Below are 19,564 nucleotides of genomic sequence, written 5' to 3'. Positions count from 1 at the left end.
CGGTAATTACTTTGGGTAGTTCTTGCGATAAGGCAGTAAAACGGCTACATTCTTGCTATTCAACAGGTACGACCAGAGAGATTGTTGTGGCATATCCGCATTTATTGGCCCCATTGGATTTGGGCTTCACTCAGTTAAAAAACCGCGTCATTATGGGTTCCATGCATACTGGCCTGGAGGAAGAGAAAAAAGGTTTCGATAAACTTGCTGCTTTTTATGCCGAACGGGCTAAAGGCGGAGTAGGTTTAATTATCACTGGCGGTATTAGTCCCAACTTTCGTGGCAATCTGGTGCCTTTTGGCAGCCAGCTTACTTGGTGGTGGCAAGCCGGAAAACATAAAAAAGTCACGCAAGCTGTGCATCAGCATGGTGGAAAGATTTGTATTCAGCTGCTGCATGCCGGTCGCTATGGTTATCATCCATTTAGTGTGGCTCCAAGTGCTGTGCAATCGCCTATTACGCCCTTTAAACCTAAGGCGTTGTCGGATAGCCAAATTCGCAGCACCATAGCCGACTTTGCACACTCTGCCAAACTGGCGAAAAAAGCAGGCTATGACGGTGTTGAAATTATGGGCTCTGAAGGTTATTTATTAAACCAGTTCCTTTGCGAGCGCACCAATCAGCGCACCGATCAATGGGGCGGTAGTTTCGAAAACCGTTGCCGCTTTGTCCTTGAAGTTTTAAAAGCAGTGCGTGAAGCCTGTGGTAAAGACTTCATTATTATCTACCGCTTGTCCATGCTGGACTTAGTTGAAGATGGTAATAGTTTTGATGAGGTCATCGCACTGGCCGCTTCTGCGGCCGCAGCTGGTGCCACTATGCTCAATACCGGTATAGGCTGGCACGAAGCCCGTATTCCAACCATAGGCACTATGGTGCCGCGGGCCGCCTTTAGTTGGGTGACGGAGCAAGTTCGCAAACACGCCAGCATTCCTGTGATTGCCACCAACAGAATTAACGATCCAGAAGTGGCCGAACATATCCTCCAATCAGGTCAGGCCGATATGGTCTGCATGGCACGGCCATTTTTAGCTGATGCTGAATTTGTGAATAAAGCCGCAGCAAACCAGGCGCATCTAATCAATACCTGTATCGCCTGTAACCAGGCGTGTTTGGACCATGTATTTCAACAAAAGCGGGCCAGTTGTCTGGTGAATCCCCGAGCTTGTTACGAGACTGAACTGAATTTTGAAACTGCAGCGACAAAGAAAAAAATAGCTGTAGTAGGTGCAGGTCCAGCAGGTTTGGCTTTCAGTGTTTATGCAGCCTCCCGTGGTCATGATGTGACTTTGTTTGATCGCGCTGCAGAAATTGGTGGCCAGTTTAATTACGCCAAACAAATACCAGGTAAAGAAGAGTTTCATCAGACGCTGCGTTATTTCGCCGAGATGTTAAAGGTAAACAAAGTCAATGTGCAGCTGAATTCTGAACAAACGGCCGAGAGCTTATCTTCTGGTGGTTATGATCATGTGGTGTTATCTAGCGGCATTAAAGCCCGTCAGTTAGATATTCCAGGTTTTGATCACCCTAAAGTATTAAGTTATCTCGATGTTTTAAAGCATCACAAGAGTGTCGGAAAAACCGTGGCAGTGATCGGGGCCGGTGGTATTGGTTTTGATGTGTCTGAGTATTTGACTGAGCCACATTCGTTAACTTTACAACCCGAAGCCTGGTTAAAAGACTGGGGTATAGACAAGGGGTATCAAAGCCGCGGTGCTCTGCTGCCTGATACTCCCTCTGAACCTGCAGAACGTAAAGTATTTTTATTGCAGCGTAAAACCAGTAAGGTCGGTGCCGGGCTTGGCAAAACTACAGGCTGGATCCATCGCAGTTCATTAAAGAAAAAAGGCGTCGAGATGCTCAGTGGCGTCAGCTACCACAAGGTGGATGACGCAGGACTTTGGATTAGCATTGATGGCAAGGAGCGTTGTCTGGCGGTTGATAACGTCATCGTTTGTGCTGGGCAGGAGCCTGAGCGCAGCTTGCAGCAGCAATTGCTGGATGCAGGACTACAGGTGCACCTGATCGGTGGTGCTGATGTAGCCGCTGAGCTGGATGCAAAACGTGCCATTCGACAGGGCGCTGAACTAGCTGCCCGTTTATAGTATGTTTCTGTCAGCTCCAATCAGACTATACACAGATTGGAGCTGACAAAATCTTCGCCGCTTTTACTCTGATCCCGCTGCTGAAATATATTTTTCTAACTTTCACTTGCTAAGCAGACCCAATTCCCGTTATTACTCAGCTCGTGATTGCATTCGTATGCATAAAGCTGCTGTTCTATTTTGGTGCAACTTTGAAGCGCTGCACCAAAAAAGAGACTTGTCATACAGACGTCATCTGCTGTTCCTAACTTAACTGTTCGTAGAAGCATTGCCGGGCTTGGGGCTGCAAGAGTTTTTCGTGCTTCTGCTGCTTGTGGTATTAGCTTTGCTTTTGTAGCAACAAAGTAAAAAAACAATAGTCAAATCGTCAGTTATATCTACAGGGAGAATTTTATGTCTGGTGTACTTACCATGATTTTAGCAGGGGGCGAAGGGACCAGGCTGGCACCTTTGACTGGAGTCAGAGCTAAACCTGCGGTGCCTTTTGGTGGCAATTACAGGATTATTGACTTTGTACTGAATAACTTCGTCAATTCAGATTTGTTGCAGATCTTTGTGATCACTCAGTTTAAATCACATTCACTGATGAAACACTTAAGCCGGGCCTGGCGGGTGACGGGCTTAACCAACAGATTCATTGACCCTATTCCTGCTCAGATGCAAACGGGTAAACATTGGTATCTGGGTACAGCGGACGCTGTTTATCAGAATATCCATCTGATCCATGGTCTGGATCCGGAAGAGGTGTGTGTGTTCGGGGGAGATCACATCTATAAAATGGATGTACGGCAAATGCTGAACTACCATCGTCAGAACAATGCTCTGCTGACGGTGGCCGCTATCCCGGTGCATGTGTCTCAGGCTCATGAGTTTGGTGTGATAGAAGTCGATAGCACAGGCAAAATGATAGGTTTTGAAGAGAAACCTAAATCGAATGCTAAAACTATCCCTGGTCGGCCAGACTACGTATTGGCGTCGATGGGCAATTATATTTTTGATGCTAAAACCTTAGTTGAGGTGCTGAACGAAGATGCAGCACAAATTGATTCAAAGCATGATTTTGGTCATAACATTATTCCGAAGATGTACCCGCAAGGCAGCGTCTATGTCTATGACTTCTCTACTAACGTGATCCGTGGTGAGCAGGCAGAATCTAAAGGGTACTGGAGAGATGTAGGGACTTTAGATTCTTATTATGAAGCCAATATGGATTTAATTTCGGTTCAGCCGCCACTGGATTTATACAACAAATACTGGCCACTACGCAGTTACACGCCACCAATGCCACCTGCCAAGTTTGTCCATGATGAGGCCAACAGAACAGGGCAGGCGATAAGTTCCATGGTGGCTTCTGGCTGTATTGTCAGCGGCGCTATCGTGTATCAATCTATTTTGGGTTATAACACCGTAGTGCACAGCCATGCTTATATTGAAAAAAGTGTGTTGATGGGCAATAACGATATTGGTCGGGGTTGTCGTATTCGCCGTGCTATCATCGATAAAGATGTGAAAATTGCACCGAATACCATTATCGGCGAAGATCCGGTGCTGGATCGTCAGCGTTTCCATGTATCGGCTGACGGTGTTGTAGTGATCCCCAAAGGGGCAATGGTAGGATTTGACTGATACTGTAGGCAAAAGGCCGCAGGTCGGAATGCGGCCTTGAGTGGGAAAGAATCAATGCGTGTGTTGTTTTTATGCAGTGAATTTGAAGGTGTCATTAAAACCGGTGGTTTAGCCGACGCCTGTCGAGGTTTAGCATTGCAGATGCAAAAACTTGGGCATGACGTCAAAGTACTGATCCCTCGTTATGGCAGCCTCTATGCAGTGCCTGTTGAAGAAAGCTGGAGTTCTGTTTATTTTGCTTTAGGTGGTCATGCGCAGGGCTGTGCAGTGCGACAAGTTGTGAATGCGGAAGTACCGCTTTTACTGATCGAGCACCATGATTATTTTGGCCGGCCGCGACCTTATGACGATGGTCAACAGGCCTATGCTGACAATGCGTTACGTTTTGCTTTCTTTTGCAAGGCAGCCTTGCAGTTTTGTGTTGATACGGGCTGGATACCGGATCTGATCCATGGCCATGACTGGCAGACCGGTATTGCCGCCTATTACTTAAAACAGTATTACCAGCAGGCTTTGCCCGGCACTAAAATGCTGTTTACTATTCATAACGGTGCTTATCAGCAAGCTTTATCCGCTCAGGACAGGGCACAAACAGAAGTGTACTCATCCGATTCTATAGCATGCTCCAGTATGTTGGCTTTGGGACTGGCGCACGCGGATAAGGTGAATACGGTCAGTAAAGGTTATGCCAGTGAGTTACTGTCTGAACCTGCAGCCAATGGTTTAGCGGCTTTGTATCAATCCCGACTTGCTGATTTCTCTGGCATCTTAAATGGATGCGACTATGAACAATGGGACCCTGCCACTGATATCTATCTGAGTTCGAACTACAGTCAGAGTGAACTCGAAGGCAAACAGGCCTGTAAAGAGCGGATGAGACAAAGGTATCATCTGGAGCTAAGCACGGCGCCACTTTTTGTACTGGTTAGCCGGATCACCGAACAAAAAGGTTTTGCTTACTTACTGCCTGCACTGGAGCAGTGGCTCAGTGATGCGGATGCACAGGTACTAATGATGGGGACAGGGGACCAGATGTACGCCGGGCGACTGCGTGCGCTGAACGAAAAGTTTCCGGGGCGCTTTGTGTTTGTCGAAGGTTTTGATGAAGCCTTATCACACCAATTGGAGGCAGCGGGTGATTTTTTTCTGATGCCTTCTTTGTTTGAGCCTTGTGGCTTAAACCAGATTTATAGCCTACGTTATGGCACAGTACCGCTGGTGCGTTTAACGGGGGGCTTAAAAGACACAGTACGGGATTTGACGGACAGCGAGCCCACAGGAGTAGGTTTTGTAGAACCTACGATGCAGGCTCTGCAGGAAGCCTTGAACAGAGCTGTGACCTTGTATCAGCAAAAGACCTTATACAAAGAAATACAGCAACGTGGTATGCAACAACGTTTCGGTTGGGCTGAGTCTGCCTTGCAGTATCAGATGTTGTACCAACAACTTAAGCCTTAAAGGGGCATCGCAGCACTAATTCGTCCAGAGCTTGAACAAACAGTAGCTGAGGGTACGAAAGCTGTTGTACGGATAAAATAAAGTTTGGTAGCCTTAAGCCAGCTAAATTAAAGGGTTTATTTATGGATGCTGTTACATTACTGACGACCCGTTATTCCTCTGCGCGTTTAACTGAACCTGCGCCAAGCGGCGAAGCTTTGGCGTTGATCAAACAAGCTGCCTTACAGGTGCCAGATCATGGTCATCTGAGACCCTGGCGTTTTGTAGTGGTCCATGGCCGTAAGTCTCTGGAAAAGTTAGGGGATATTTTTGCTGAAGCAGCGTTGGAAGAAGACCCGTCCGTTGCTAACGAGCTGATTGAACGTGCCCGCCAGTTGCCTTTGCGTGCTCCTATGGTCATTGTTTGTATTGCTAAATGTGTAGAACACCCGAAAGTACCTTTGTCTGAGCAAATCCAGTCTGCTGCTTGTGCCGTTATGGCGATGCAACAAGCCGCTTTTGCCTTAGGTTTTGGTGGTATATGGCGCACAGGTGCCTACACTCAGTATGAATTTGTAAAACAGGCTTTCGAGCTTGGCGAAGATGACGAAATAGTGGGTTTCCTGTATCTAGGCACTTGTGCTCAGGACGTACCAGCCAGGGCACCTTTAGCTGTCGAAGAGTTTTTTAGCGATTACCAATAAAAGATTGTTTTGACACAATAGCACCGACGATAAAGGATGAAGAACTGACTATGGATCAACAGAGTGTTTTTCTGGCGCAAGTGCAACTGCAGTTTGAACAGTTGTTTCAGGCGAAAAAAAACGGTCAGAATGTGCAGGTATTAAAACATAGAGCTGAAGGTTTTTTTTATGCAGGGGAGCTTCTAGGCCTGGTGGATAAAGCGGTATTACAACAGTTGATGGAGCAAAGTTATCTGCAGGTATTTGGGGTGGCTTTATCGAAAGACTCGTCGTACAAAACTGAACGTAAACAGGCTATGGACAACGAATTTTATCAGTATTTTGAAGAGCCTGCTTTTAACAGAGTTCGTAGCTAAAGCGCATTCTTACTATCGATGGTAGTAAAAAGGCCTCTTTTGAGGCCTTTTTACTTTGCTAAGTCAGAACTTAGAAATCAGCATTTCCAGGTGTACGAGGGAAGGCAATGACGTCACGGACGTTGCCCACACCAGTCACATAAGACACCAGACGCTCAAAACCTAAACCAAAACCAGCATGAGGTACTGTGCCGTAACGGCGCAGGTCGCGATACCAGCTGTAGTCTTCTTTATTCAGACCCATCTGATCCATACGCGCATCCAACTGCTCTAAACGCTCTTCACGTTGGCTGCCACCGATGATTTCACCAATACCAGGCGCCAGAATATCCATAGCGGCCACAGTTTTACCATCTTCATTCATCCGCATGTAAAAGGCTTTGATGTCTTTTGGATAGTTTTGCAGAATGACAGGAGCACCTACGTGCACTTCAGCTAAGTAACGCTCGTGTTCAGACTGTAAATCCACACCCCATTCCACAGGGTAATCAAACTTCTTGCCGCAGTTTTTCAGAATTTCAACCGCGTCTGTGTAATCCATACGAACAAAAGTGGAGTCGATCATGCTCTGCAGACGACTGACCGCGTTTTCATCGACACGTTCAGCAAAAAATGCCATATCATCAGCGCGTTCTGCGAGGACAGCTTTAAATACAAACTTCAGCATGTCTTCCGCCAGCTGCGCTACGTCTTTTAATTCGGCGTAAGCTACTTCTGGTTCAATCATCCAGAACTCGGCTAAGTGACGGGTGGTGTTTGAGTTTTCAGCGCGGAAAGTCGGGCCAAAGGTATAGACCTTCGACAAAGCACAGGCATAAGTTTCAACGTTCAGTTGGCCTGATACCGTCAGGAAAGTTTCTTTGCCGAAAAAGTCCTGTTTGTAATCAATAGCGCCTTTGTCGTCACGTGGCAGATTTTCCAGATCCAGTGTACTGACTCGGAACATCTCGCCAGCGCCTTCAGCATCAGCACCTGTAATAATAGGCGTGCTGATCCAGTAGAAACCCCGTTCATGGAAGAAACGGTGAATGGCCTGAGCTAAACAGTGACGCACACGGGTGATAGCACCAACCATATTAGTACGGGCGCGCAAATGCGCTTGCTCACGCAGGTACTCCATGCTGTGGCGTTTTGGTGCCATAGGGTAGGTGTCCGGGTTTTCTACCCAGCCAACCACTTCAACAGAGGAGGCCTGGATTTCAAAGGCCTGACCCTGACCTTCTGACTTGGCAATAGTGCCGGTCACAATGACAGAGCAAGCCGTCGTCAGACGTTTAATTTCGTTTTCGTAATTATTCAAATCAGCCGGAGCAACGGCCTGAACTGCATCAAAGCAGCTGCCGTCGTGCACGGCTAAAAATGAAATCCCGGCTTTGGAATCACGCTTAGTGCGGATCCACCCTTTTACTGTGACTGTATCGCCAACCTGATACTGGCCAGACAGCACATCTTTGATTACTGCATGCGTCATGCAACCTGCTCCAACTTACTAATAGACTTTAAAAATAAGAAAGATGACATCATACTGAGGCGAAGAATGAACACAAGTAAAAGTTGTAGGAAAACTACATATGGAAAGCCCTGCTGCATCAGAAAACACACAAAGAAGGCGCAGTGACCGCCGTAAAGGCTCAGATTGGCTCATGCGTTTGCTTGCTGCACTAAACCTTAGTTGCTGGGGACTGTTGTTGCTGGTGCTTAATCTGGCTCATTTCGCTAAACCTGAATTTAACAGTGGCCTTGTGCAGTACTGGGGTTTGGCCGTTGATACGAGCTGGGATGCTGAACAGGTAAAGCGGCTGCAGCTTATGCTGTACTGCTGTCTGGGTTTTACTTTGCTAACCTTGCTGATCCACCAATTCAGGAATAGAAGACGAAGTGACGGCAAAAGACTTAATTTGCTTTTTGTTGCTTTAGCCTGCTCAGTGGCACTTTATATTTTTTCTACCTTGTAGTGGAGTCTGAAAGACTGACGATCCGTACCTTCTGAATGTTCAGGCGCCTGGCAGCGCCTGAACCCTTGTTGTCGGCGTATCAAGACAAGCTAAGCATAACGCCGAGGTTAATTTGGAAAGCTGCGCTCTACCAATGACGTAAGGTGGCATGATATAGAGCAGTTTGCCAAAAGGCCGGATCCAGACTCCCAGTTCAACAAAAGCTTTTTGCATAGCTGCCACATCGACATTCTGTTTCATCTCTACTACCCCTATAGCACCCAGTACCCGCACATCAGCGACATAAGGTGAGCTACGGCAAGGCTCAAGCTCATTTTTTAATTGCAGCTCTATAGCTGCAACCTGTGCTGGCCACTGGTTTTGCCGCACCAGTTGCAGGCTTTTCACCGCTACAGCACAGGCCAGCGGATTAGCCATATAAGTAGGGCCGTGCATTAACGCAGGCACAGCGCCCTTCGCTATGCCATCCGCGACTTTATCGTTGCACAAGGTCGCAGCAAGCGTCAGATAGCCGCCTGTTAAAGCTTTACCCAGACAAATAATATCCGGGCTTATATCTGCATGCTGACAAGCAAAGAGTTTTCCGGTACGACCAAAACCTGTTGCTATTTCATCTGCTATCAGCAGCACCTGGTATTGATCACAAAGTTTACGCGCCAGCTTTAAATAATCCGGATGATAAAAACGCATCCCGCCCGCGCCTTGCAGTATGGGTTCCAGAATAAAAGCCGCTAAGTGCTGGTGATGTTTCTCAAATAAAGCCGTCAAAGCCTGCTCATCTTCAGCTAAAAAGTCGCCATCAAATTGGCTTTGGGGCGCAGGGGCAAATAGCTGCGGGATGATCTGATGTTTAAACATCGAATGCATACCATCCACAGGGTCACAGACCGACATAGCTGCAAAGGTATCACCGTGATAGCCTTTTTGAATGGTCAGTAAGCGGCTTTTCTCCGGTTGGCCTAAACCTAACCAGCACTGCAACGCCATTTTAATCGCCACTTCGACTGAAATAGAACCGCTGTCAGCAAAAAACACTTTGGTTAAACCTTGAGGCACCATCTGCAGTAATAACTTCGCCAAGTCCACAGCAGGCTGATGGGTGATACCGCCAAACATCACATGGCTCATTTTTTTGCTCTGTGCAAGTAACGCCTGATTCAACTCCGGATGATTGTAGCCATGAATAGCAGCCCACCAGGAAGAAGTGCCATCGACCAAAGCGCGACCATCTTCGAGCATCAGCTCGCAGCCATGAGCACTGACCACAGGATAGACTGGCAGAGGTTTACTTAAGGAAGTGTAGGGATGCCAGATATGCTGACGGTCAAACTCACGATCGATGCTCATAAAATAACCTGCAGTAAACTTTGCGAACTGGTTGGCGTTGACATGGCGCTAAGGGCCGATAGACTAACGGAAAATTTAAAAGACCACAATTTGTCTGGCTCTTGTCTTCGGGGAATTTTATGTCTGCAGTTTTACCACTTCGTCACAACTGGACTCTGGCTGAAGTAAATGCCTTATTTGCTTTACCTTTTAACGACTTAGTTTTTCAGGCCCAAACGGTGCACCGTCAATTTTTTAAACCCAATGAAGTGCAGATCAGCACTTTATTGTCGATTAAAACCGGTGCTTGTGCCGAAGACTGCAAATATTGCCCTCAAAGCGGCCATTACAATACTGGTCTTGAGCGCGAACGTTTGCTGGAAGTGGAAAAAGTCTTAACTCAGGCCAAAGCCGCTAAAGACAAAGGCGCCAGCCGTTTTTGTATGGGCGCGGCCTGGAGTAATCCAAAACAGCGGGATATGCCGTTTCTGATGGAAATGGTCAAAGGCGTCAAAGAAATGGGTTTAGAAACCTGTATGACGCTGGGCAAACTCGATGCGGGTCAGGCGCAGGAATTAAAACAGGCCGGTTTAGATTACTACAATCATAACCTGGATACCTCGCCTGAGTTTTACGGTGAAATTATTACGACCCGTACTTATCAGGACAGATTAGACACCCTGCAGCATGTGCGTGATGCAGGTATGAAAGTTTGTTGTGGTGGCATAGTGGGTATGGGCGAGTCGGCGAACGACAGATCCGCACTTCTAATGCAACTGGCGAATTTGCCTGAGCACCCACAAAGTGTGCCTATTAATATGCTGGTAAAAGTGCAGGGCACTCCGATGGAAAATGTCGAAGACTTAGATGGTTTCGAATTTATCCGTACCATAGCGGTCGCCCGAATCATGATGCCACAAAGCCATGTGCGTTTATCTGCAGGTCGTACGCGCATGAACGAGCAAATGCAGGCGCTGTGTTTCTTATCTGGTGCGAACTCGATATTTTACGGCGATAAGTTGCTGACCACAGAAAACCCGGAAGCAGATGCCGATATGTTGTTATTTGCTAAGCTCGGTATCAATCCAGAGCAACGCCATGATGTATCAGACGAAGCCCATGAAGCGGCTTTAGCCGATGCGATTAAAGAACAAAATACACCTTCATTGTTCCATAGCGCGGTTTAAGTCTGGTGATGGACAGGTTACAGCGCTTTGCGCAGCAGATTGCCGATCGCAAAGCAGCTGGCTTGTATCGGCAGCATCCGGCTATTGATTCCTATCAGGGCCGTTTGCTGCAGAATCAGCAGGGCGCTTATGTTAATTTTTCCGGTAATGACTATCTGGGTTTGGCCACTGAACCACAGCTTATAAAAGCTCTGGCAGAGGGCGCTGAACGTTTTGGCGTTGGTAGTTCAGGTTCACCTTTGGTGACCGGGTTTCATTATGCGCACCGGGCTTTGTCTGATGCACTGTGTGACTGGCTGGGCGTGGACGATGTCTTGCTGTTTTCCTCAGGTTTTGCTGCTAATCAGGTGATGCTGCAGCATTTAGCCGATAAAACCGACCAGCTGCTGTTAGATAAACTCTGTCATGCTTCTTTGATTGATGCTGCGCTCAATAGCGATGCGCCCTACAAACGTTTCCCGCATCAGGACCTTTCTGCACTTGAGATGCTGTTACAACGTTATCCATCCGCTTTGGTGGTGACTGAAGGCGTATTTAGTATGGATGGTGATAGTCCGGATTTAACAGCTCTGTCTGCGCTTTGCAAAACACACAACGCGGATTTATTACTGGACGATGCTCATGGCTTGGGAGTGCTTGGCAAAGAGGGCAAAGGCAGCTGGGATGCGCAGGGGCTAGAGTCCAGCGATATGCTCTGCCTGATGGCGAATTTTGGTAAAGCTTTAGCAGGTCAGGGTGCGTTTTTAGCGGGTTCAGCCCCAGTGATTGATTATTTACGCCAGTTCGCCCGGCATTATATTTACAGCACAGCTCTATCACCTGCGTTGTGCTGGGCAATGAAAAGCTCCGTTGAGCTAGGCCGCAGCCAAGAGTGGCGTCGAGACAAACTGAACGACAATATTGGGCTCTTTAAAACTCTGGCCGCTGGTGCTGGCTTGACTTTATTGCCATCCAACACCGCCATTCAACCGCTGATTATTGGTGATGCCGACAAAGCTATGTTGATCAGCGCCTCACTGAAAAAACAAGGCATTTGGTTAAGTGCCATACGGCCCCCTACAGTGCCACAAGGTAGTGCAAGGTTACGCATTACTTTATCGGCCATGCATCAGAGTGAGGACATTCACTTTTTAGTACAACAACTGGAGCCATTGCTATGAATGCTTTGGCATTGACAGACGATATTGCCCGCCACTTTGGTCGAGCCCGTGAAAGTTACGAGCAGGCGGCGCGGCTGCAACGTTTAGTCGCTGCTAAAGCCCTGAGTTTATTAACACCAACAGCTGGATTGTTACTGGATTTAGGTTCTGGCCCAGGTTGGTTTCATCCAAAGCTAAAACAGCATTGTTCTGAACTTATAGCCTTGGATCTAAGCCACGACATGCTGCAAAAAACCAGGGCAGCACAACAAGCAGTATTGGTCGTTCAGGCAGATGCTCAGTCCTTGCCTGTCGCGAGTGAAAGCATAGACAAGGTGTTTTCCAGCCTGATGCTGCAATGGTGCGAACAGCCTGGGCTTGTGCTGCAGGAGATCAACCGTGTGTTAAAGCCCAGCGGTTCAGCAGTGATCAGTACTTTGCTCGAAGGCACCTTGCAGGAATTTAAACAGGCCTGGTCGCAGGTGGATCAACATCAGCATATCAATCAGTTTTTGCCTTTGGGTTTTTATCAGCAGCTAGAGCGTCAGTATCCGCATTTAGGTTTGCAGTTACAGACTGAAACTGTGCAGTTGGAGTATCAGGATGTACTGGCTTTGGCACGGGAACTAAAAGATTTAGGTGCCAATACAGTGACCCAAGGTCGCAATAACGCCTTAACCGGTAAACAACGCTGGCAAAAAGTGCAGCAGGCTTATCCATCCCGTTGCATTGATGGTCAAATCAGCGCCAGTTATCAGGTGTTGTATCTGACCCTGACTAAGCAACACTCTGAGTCATAACAGAAGAATAAACATATGCAGACGATTTTTATTACAGGCACAGACACAGATGCCGGCAAAACCTATGTGGCAGTGGCGTTACTGCAAGGTTTAAAAGCTTTGGGTTATCGCACTGTGGCGCAAAAACCAGTAGCAGCAGGAGTCAATGGCGCAGGTTTTAATACCGATGCTTTGCAATTGCAGCAGCACGCGACAGAGCAACTGAGTTATGAGATGGTGAATCCCTATTGTCTGACCGATGCGGTGGCCCCGCATTTAGCTGCTGCAAAAGCCAGGCTTAGTATCGAGCCTGCTGTTTTGACTAAAGAATTACAAAAGCTCCAGGCTGTGGATGCTGATGTCGCATTAGTGGAAGGTGCTGGTGGCTGGTTATTACCACTGGATGATCACAGCACTATGGCTGATTGGGTAGCAGAGCAGCAATTACCAGTGTTATTGGTGGTGGGCATGAAACTGGGCTGCTTAAACCATGCCTTACTGACGGTACGGGAAATTGAGCGCTCTGGCCTGAAGCTTGTTGGCTGGGTGGCTAATTGTATTGATCCGGATATGGCTTATCAGCAGGAAAACATCAACTATTTGCAACAACAGCTGACAGCGCCATGCCTGGGTGTTTTGCCTTATCAGTCAGAACCACAGCTCAATACTTCTCTGGCCAGCGCTTTTATCAAGCAGCTGCGAAACTGACGTGTCCTGTCGCATCAACAACTCCATTCATCTTTATTTACAATTGCTTGTCGCACTTTGATTGAAAAACCGCTTCTAAGCCATATAGTACAAGCAGTAGCTTAATAAACGAGGTATCTATGAAGCGAATTATACTGTTCCTTGCCACAAACCTGGCGGTGATGTTGGTATTAAGTGTTGTGCTTAGTATCGTTTTTAAAGTGCTGGGCATTGATAGCCGAAGCATTGGCGGCTTGTTGGTGTTTGCAGCAGTATTTGGTTTTGGTGGCTCGTTCATTTCATTGTTTATGTCGAAGTGGATGGCGAAACGCTCGACCGGTGCTGTGGTGATCACTCAACCTCGTAATGCTACAGAACAATGGTTGTTTGACACAGTGCGTCGTCAGGCTCAGCAAGCAGGCATAGCGATGCCGGAAGTGGCCATTTATGATTCGCCTGAAATGAATGCTTTTGCGACTGGTCCAAGTCGAAACAATGCTCTGGTGGCCGTCAGTACAGGCCTGATGCGTAATATGCGTGAAGAAGAAGTCGAAGCCGTATTGGCCCATGAAGTCTCACACGTCGCCAATGGTGATATGGTGACTCTGACGCTTATTCAGGGTGTGGTGAACACTTTCGTGATTTTCTTTGCTCGACTAATAGCTGGTGCTATTAGCGGTAATCGTAACGATGAAGGCGGCGGTGGTAACGGTTTTGCTTATATGATCACTGTGTTTGTATTAGAAATGGCCTTTGGTGTGCTGGCCAGCATCATCGTGATGTGGTTCTCACGTAAGCGAGAATATAGCGCTGATGCCGGTGCTGCAAAGTTAGTGGGGGCCAATAAAATGATTGCGGCGCTGGAGCGTCTGCGCAATAACCATGAAAGTCAGCTCGAAGGCTCAATGATGGCTTTTGGTATCGCCAGTAAGCCTGCGACTTCAGAGCTGTTTTTAAGTCATCCACCGCTAGAAAAACGTATTGCTGCGTTACGTGGTGGTTTTTAAATTGGTCAGATAAAGTTCACAAAGAAAAAGGGACTTCGGTTCCTTTTTCTTTTCAGTTGACCCGCTTAGCACATCACGACCTGATTACGTCCTGCTGCCTTGGCTTGATACAGGGCTTCATCCGCCGCCTGAATTAAATTAAAAGCCGTAGACCCATGCTCGGGATAAATAGAGATGCCGGCAGATAAAGTGATGTTCACCGCCTGATGTTTGGCAAAAACTTGAGCTTGTTCTACATGAACACGCCAGTTTTCGGCCAAATGCTGGGCCTGGCTTGCATTGGTGTTCGGTAAGATCACCAAAAACTCCTCACCACCGTAACGGAATAACACATCTGTTCTGCGGCTTTGTCTGAGTAAATGTTTCGCGACCATTTCAATGACTTTGTCACCAGTCTGGTGACCAAACTGGTCATTAAGTTGTTTAAAGTGGTCGAGGTCGAGCATCACTACTGCCAGAGGTTTTTGATTCCGCCTGGCCAGTGCCAGCTCACGCTCCATGAATTCGTTTAAGAACCTGCGATTATAAAGATTCGTCAGCGGATCCCGAATAGATTGCTCCCGAATTCTGTTTTTCAACTGTTCTATAGTCGCCAGGCGCTGCTGCAATTGTTCATTTTGTTTTTTAAGCAGTTCTATAGCATTTTCCAGCTCACTAATATCCTGCATGACCAGCAAGCAGCTGTCTGGGTCCGAATCGCTGAATGCCGCTTGTAGTTTAAAATGCTGACAATGACCGTCGTCTGTCATCACGCACCAGACGGGCACTCTAGTGCTTGGGCTAAGCTGCTGTAACAAATCAATAAAATCGACGGGCAGGGAGTTGAGCCGCTGAGCGCTGTTGGTTGTACTTAGATTAAATAACTGTTTAAAAGCGTTGTTACTACGGAGTAATTTAGGAGGATTTTTGGCACTTATCTGCAGTAAAGCGACAGGATCAGATAAGCACTGAAACAAGTCAGTCCAAAGATGTGCTGTGTTTACGTTTGAATATCCCTTAGCCACGATTTCTAAAGCTCTCCATAGTTTGTCTGACTATAGGAAATATCTGCTTAAAAATACAGCTGTAGCCTTATAAAAATAGGGGAGTTTTCATGACTAAGGCTTGGAATAGTGGAAGGACCGATACTTTTTCTGGAAAATTTGTCAAATAGGGTCTAGTTTCAAGCAAAACAATGACAAAGGAAAAGACGAGATGCCAGTAAATTCACAATTGAATGACGAAATTCGTATTTTGACTTTATTTAATTTAGACACCTCACTGGAGGGCATTAAAGCACACAAATCAGCAGACCCAGGTGCCAAAGAAGCCATAGAACGTTTATACAAAAAAGGTTTGCTCACTCAGGCTGATGGTGGTTATTTGACAGATTTAGGACGAAATTGTGCTGAACATCTGCAGAGTGCACTGCGTATTCTTAGTTCCTGAGCAGAACTTAGTGCTTAGATATCTGGCGGAGCTGTGCATGTATTTTCGGCTCCAAAACCCTCTACTTCAGTAGATGGATTCTTTGATGTACGCACCCTAAGTCAGGGTGCTAAGGCATGCGCTAGGGGGAACTCAAGCTTGGTAAATGCTCTATCAGTAAATGACTTTTCGACCTAAATAACACAAGGTCAATCTGACCGACAGAGGTTAACTTAAAATCAACTGATGCAGCTGTGGTTCCAACTGCTGCAAAGCCTGAACTTCTGACATAAAAACTCCAATGAGAATAGTGTTTTCAGCCTATAAAGCATGCTAAAAAACGCTTGATATTTTCAGATGTGTAGCCATCTGGGTGTTTTTAATGATAAATGTCGTGCTATTTACAAAATTCAGCGCAATATACTCATTTAAGCATTGAATTTAGCCGCCAATAAATTTACTTTGTCTGCGGATAAATAACCTAGTGACCTTAACTATTAATTCAGAACTATAGGACTACTTAAAGTGACGACCTGGACGCCTCAAAGTTGGCGAGCTTTTCCAATCCAACAACAACCTCATTACGATGATCAGGCTTTACTCAGCAGTGTTGAGCAGCAATTGCACAAATATCCGCCTTTGGTGTTTGCGCAAGAGACTCGTGATCTCTTTAGTCAGCTTGGGCAAGTGGCTGAAGGCAAAGCATTTTTGCTGCAAGGCGGAGATTGTGCGGAGAGCTTTAGTGACTTTAATGCACCAAAAATTCGTGACACTTTTAAAGTATTGCTGCAAATGGCTGTGGTTCTCACTTTTGCCGGCGGCTGTCCTGTAGTCAAAGTGGCTCGTATGGCAGGCCAATACGCCAAGCCTCGCTCCAGTGATTTGGAAACCATAGCTGGTATATCTCACCCAAGCTACCGTGGTGACATAGTTAACAGCTTTGAATTTACAGCAGAAGCGCGCAAGCCAGATCCTAATAGGTTGATGACGGCTTATCATCATTCCGCTGCCACGTTAAATTTGCTACGGGCTTTTGCCCAAGGTGGATTAGCCGACCTGCATCAGGTCAGCCGCTGGAATCTGGGTTTTGTTGATGCTAACCCACTGAAAGGTCGCTATCAGGACGTGGCTCAGCGTATTCAGGAAGCACTGCGTTTTATGGAAATTTGCGGTATTACGGCGGAAAACTCGCCGTCTATTCGCGAAACATCCTTATATACCTCGCATGAAGCACTGTTGCTGAACTACGAAGAAGCCTTAACCCGCCGTGATTCCTTAACAGGGGACTGGTATGACTGCTCAGCGCATATGGTCTGGATAGGTGAGCGCACCCGACAGCTTGATCATGCCCATATTGAATTCTTCCGTGGTATTAAAAATCCTGTGGGTGTGAAAGTAGGCCCTGGTATGGATGAGGTGGATTTATTGCGCCTGATTGATGCGCTGAATCCGGACAACACACCAGGCCGACTGACCTTAATCACCCGAATGGGCGCGGATAAACTGGCAGAAAAACTGCCAGCTCTGGTGCGTCGTGTTGAGCGTGAGGGGCGCAAAGTGGTCTGGAGTTCAGACCCTATGCATGGCAACACAGTCAAAGCCAGCAACGATTATAAAACCCGTGACTTTGAAGCTATCTTGCGTGAAATCCGTTATTTCTTTGCGGTGCATCAGGCTGAGGGCACTCATGCCGGTGGTATTCACCTGGAAATGACAGGCGATAATGTCACTGAATGTACTGGTGGCGCTTATGGTTTGTCTGAAAACGATTTAAGCAAGCGTTACACCACTCAGTGTGACCCTCGGTTAAATTCAGATCAGGTGCTGGAACTGGCATTCCTGATCGCAGATACCCTTCGTGCGGTCCGCAAATAAAAATCGCTCAACAGCGCTGCTGTCTGATCATTCAGGCCGTAGCGCTGTCCCTCTACGAGTAGCTGTCGTAGGCGCAGGTGCTATCGGTTGTTACCTCGGTACCGTACTGGCCCAATCTCCTGAATGTGAAGTGATATTTATCGGGCGCGAACGCATGGCGCTCGAAGCCGCAGCTTATGGTTTAACAGCCCAGGATTTAAACGGAGCTTGCCATCGGCTCCGCTCTCCGGCTGTTTATACCGAGTTTGAAGCGCTTCGTACCGCACAGCTGGTGCTGGTCACGGTAAAGGCGTTGGATTTGCAGATTTTATTACCTCAACTAGCCCACTATCTGTCTGCAGACGCTTTGGTCGTGGCGATGCAAAATGGTGTAGCTATCGCACCTCTGTATCAACAGCTCTTATCTCAACCCGTATTTAGGGCCATAGTCCCTTTTAATGTGGTGAAAATCAGTCCGGGTTTTTATGCCAGGACTACGGGCTCAGAGATGATCTGGCAGCGAAGTGACGATGCACGTATTCACGCTGTACTGAAGCAGTTAGACCAGCACGGTATTAAGTCAAAACAGCTGGAGAATGTCAAAGCGGCTGAATTTGGTAAGTTAATGTTGAATCTGAATAATGCCATTAACGCATTGTCAGACTTACCTTTGCAGCAACAGCTGTTACAACGCCCTTATCGGTTAGTGCTAGCTGCAGCGATAGATGAGTTGCTGAGGATATGCAGGTGTTTGAACATTCAAAGTTTTTCCTATACCTCTGTCCCCAACAGCTATATTCCTTTTTTATTGCGAACCCCCAATTGGTTATTCAAACGTCTGGCAAAAAAGATGCTGGCTATATCGCCAGAAGCGCGCTCTTCAATGTGGGATGATATTCAGGCCGGCAAAGCGACTGAAATCGACTTTTTAAATGGCGCAGTGGTGACTCTGGCAGAGCAGTTGAAACTTGACGCACCTGTAAACCGACTCTTGGTGCAGCTGGTCAAACGTAAAGAGCAAGGTGAGCCTATCCGGCTGTGCCTCCTGCATGCTAAACAGTTGCTGCAAGAGGCCAGCGCTGTTCAACCCTCTTAATATTTTTGTCGTTTTAAACCGGTTTGCGCCAAAATTTTTGCCGATATCTCTTCAATGGATAAATGAGTTGAGTTTAAAAACGGAATTTTTTCCTTTTGATACAAAGCTTCAACTTCATCCAATTCCAGTTTGCATTGCCGCAGTGACGCATATTTACTGCCTGGGCGGCGCTGCTCACGAATTTTACTCAAACGTTCTGGCGTAATGGTCAGGCCAAACAGCTTGGCTTTTTGCTTCTTCAGCTCATCCGGTAGTCGCAGCATATCCATGTCTTCCTGCACAAAGGGGTAGTTGGCTGCTTTAATTCCATACTGCAATGCCAGATATAAGCTCGTTGGCGTTTTGCCTGAGCGACTGACACCCACCAAAATAATATCGGCTTTCGCATATTCCTTTAAGTTCACACCATCGTCATTGGCCAGCGCATAGTTCACCGCATCAATACGGAAATCATAGGTTTTTTCATGAATGCTATGAGTGCGATGAGTTTTGGGCATTGCCGCTATGCCTAATTCTTTTTGCATCGGCTCAATAAAGGCATTTAAAAAGTCGTAACAGACACCATCGCTGCTGTTAATGATCTGCCTTAGTTCCTCGTCGACAAAGGTCTGAAAAATTAAAGGGCGAATTCCAGTTGTTTTATAACGATCGTTTATTCGTTGTTTTGCTTGTAAGGCGATCTCTTTAGTTTCAACAAAAGGGATGGTGATATGGTCGAACTCTGCCGGAAACAGTGACAATAGAGCGTGTCCGAATACTTCGGATGTAATGCCTGTGCCATCAGAGATATAAAAGGCTGTTCTCACAATTTACTCCATTTTGTCGTTATAAAATTACATAAAAATTAAGGTTTTATTTAGCTTTCGCGCCAGTGTAGAATTAGTATGCTTGTGTGGCTG

The 19,564-nt window shown here is 46.9% G+C and carries 17 protein-coding genes; 13 read left to right on the top strand and 4 right to left on the bottom strand.

Translation table 11 applies throughout. The features are described from left to right. The first annotated feature begins 86 nt into the window (after positions 1–86). The 5 genes from IEW88_RS12255 to IEW88_RS12235 all read left to right on the top strand — a co-directional run bounded on the left by IEW88_RS12255 (position 87) and on the right by IEW88_RS12235 (position 6,228). Positions 87–2,105 carry an NADPH-dependent 2,4-dienoyl-CoA reductase gene (locus IEW88_RS12255; RefSeq protein ID WP_147904211.1) on the top strand — a complete coding sequence of 673 codons (2,019 nt, stop codon included), beginning with the start codon at positions 87–89 and terminating at the stop codon, positions 2,103–2,105. Between the two features lie 363 nt (positions 2,106–2,468). Further along, the gene (gene glgC / locus IEW88_RS12250; protein WP_308936425.1) at positions 2,469–3,731 is read left to right on the top strand and encodes a glucose-1-phosphate adenylyltransferase; all 1,263 of its coding nucleotides are present in this window, start codon (positions 2,469–2,471) and stop codon (positions 3,729–3,731) included. A 54-nt stretch (positions 3,732–3,785) separates the two neighbouring features. After that, positions 3,786–5,189, top strand: a complete 1,404-nt coding sequence (locus IEW88_RS12245; protein WP_147904210.1) for a glycogen synthase — start codon at positions 3,786–3,788, stop codon at positions 5,187–5,189. Positions 5,190–5,311: 122 nt separating this feature from the next. Further along, positions 5,312–5,872 (top strand): NAD(P)H nitroreductase, encoded by a 561-nt coding sequence (locus IEW88_RS12240; protein WP_053423524.1) that lies wholly within the window; start codon positions 5,312–5,314, stop codon positions 5,870–5,872. Positions 5,873–5,922: 50 nt separating this feature from the next. Next, positions 5,923–6,228 (top strand): hypothetical protein, encoded by a 306-nt coding sequence (locus tag IEW88_RS12235; protein ID WP_147904209.1) that lies wholly within the window; start codon positions 5,923–5,925, stop codon positions 6,226–6,228. 70 nt (positions 6,229–6,298) lie between these two features. Here the strand turns inward: IEW88_RS12235 and asnS are convergent, their stop codons facing one another. Continuing rightward, the gene (asnS, locus tag IEW88_RS12230; RefSeq protein WP_147904208.1) at positions 6,299–7,699 is read right to left on the bottom strand and encodes an asparagine--tRNA ligase; all 1,401 of its coding nucleotides are present in this window, start codon (positions 7,697–7,699) and stop codon (positions 6,299–6,301) included. A 523-nt stretch (positions 7,700–8,222) separates the two neighbouring features. Then, positions 8,223–9,530 carry an adenosylmethionine--8-amino-7-oxononanoate transaminase gene (gene bioA, locus IEW88_RS12225; RefSeq protein WP_147904207.1) on the bottom strand — a complete coding sequence of 436 codons (1,308 nt, stop codon included), beginning with the start codon at positions 9,528–9,530 and terminating at the stop codon, positions 8,223–8,225. 119 nt (positions 9,531–9,649) lie between these two features. Between bioA and bioB the strand changes: the two genes are divergently transcribed. The 5 genes from bioB (at position 9,650) to htpX (ending at position 14,308) form a co-directional block, all read left to right on the top strand. Next, on the top strand, positions 9,650–10,696 hold the full coding sequence (gene bioB / locus IEW88_RS12220) for a biotin synthase BioB (protein WP_147904206.1): 1,047 nt from the start codon (positions 9,650–9,652) through the stop codon (positions 10,694–10,696). A gap of 8 nt (positions 10,697–10,704) precedes the next feature. Next, the gene (locus tag IEW88_RS12215; RefSeq protein ID WP_147904205.1) at positions 10,705–11,856 is read left to right on the top strand and encodes an aminotransferase class I/II-fold pyridoxal phosphate-dependent enzyme; all 1,152 of its coding nucleotides are present in this window, start codon (positions 10,705–10,707) and stop codon (positions 11,854–11,856) included. Then, entirely contained in the window at positions 11,853–12,635 is a 783-nt protein-coding gene (gene bioC / locus IEW88_RS12210) for a malonyl-ACP O-methyltransferase BioC (protein ID WP_147904204.1), read from the top strand. The genes IEW88_RS12215 and bioC overlap by 4 nt, the downstream gene beginning before the upstream one ends. A gap of 15 nt (positions 12,636–12,650) precedes the next feature. Beyond that, entirely contained in the window at positions 12,651–13,322 is a 672-nt protein-coding gene (gene bioD / locus IEW88_RS12205; RefSeq protein WP_147904203.1) for a dethiobiotin synthase, read from the top strand. Between the two features lie 119 nt (positions 13,323–13,441). Continuing rightward, positions 13,442–14,308: a protease HtpX gene (gene htpX, locus IEW88_RS12200; protein ID WP_147904202.1), complete on the top strand. Its 867-nt coding sequence runs from the start codon at positions 13,442–13,444 to the stop codon at positions 14,306–14,308. A 65-nt stretch (positions 14,309–14,373) separates the two neighbouring features. Here the strand turns inward: htpX and IEW88_RS12195 are convergent, their stop codons facing one another. Beyond that, positions 14,374–15,057 (bottom strand): GGDEF domain-containing protein, encoded by a 684-nt coding sequence (locus tag IEW88_RS12195; RefSeq protein ID WP_147904201.1) that lies wholly within the window; start codon positions 15,055–15,057, stop codon positions 14,374–14,376. Positions 15,058–15,502: 445 nt separating this feature from the next. Between IEW88_RS12195 and IEW88_RS12190 the strand changes: the two genes are divergently transcribed. From IEW88_RS12190 to IEW88_RS12180, 3 genes are all read left to right on the top strand, one after another. Then, positions 15,503–15,736, top strand: a complete 234-nt coding sequence (locus IEW88_RS12190; RefSeq protein ID WP_053423535.1) for a TIGR02647 family protein — start codon at positions 15,503–15,505, stop codon at positions 15,734–15,736. 504 nt (positions 15,737–16,240) lie between these two features. Further along, the gene (locus IEW88_RS12185) at positions 16,241–17,590 is read left to right on the top strand and encodes a class II 3-deoxy-7-phosphoheptulonate synthase (protein WP_147904200.1); all 1,350 of its coding nucleotides are present in this window, start codon (positions 16,241–16,243) and stop codon (positions 17,588–17,590) included. Next, the gene (locus tag IEW88_RS12180) at positions 17,574–18,665 is read left to right on the top strand and encodes a 2-dehydropantoate 2-reductase (protein ID WP_185148592.1); all 1,092 of its coding nucleotides are present in this window, start codon (positions 17,574–17,576) and stop codon (positions 18,663–18,665) included. The genes IEW88_RS12185 and IEW88_RS12180 overlap by 17 nt, the downstream gene beginning before the upstream one ends. On the opposite strand, the gene ppsR is transcribed toward IEW88_RS12180, so the two are convergent. Beyond that, the gene (ppsR, locus tag IEW88_RS12175; protein ID WP_147904198.1) at positions 18,662–19,471 is read right to left on the bottom strand and encodes a posphoenolpyruvate synthetase regulatory kinase/phosphorylase PpsR; all 810 of its coding nucleotides are present in this window, start codon (positions 19,469–19,471) and stop codon (positions 18,662–18,664) included. The genes IEW88_RS12180 and ppsR overlap by 4 nt on opposite strands. Positions 19,472–19,564: the final 93 nt, after the last annotated feature.

It is taken from the genome of Rheinheimera tangshanensis (genome assembly GCF_014645135.1).
Lineage (GTDB): Bacteria > Pseudomonadota > Gammaproteobacteria > Enterobacterales > Alteromonadaceae > Pararheinheimera > Pararheinheimera tangshanensis.
The sequence above is the reverse complement of the archived record's forward strand: the minus strand, read 5'-3'. Positions and strand labels throughout refer to the sequence as shown.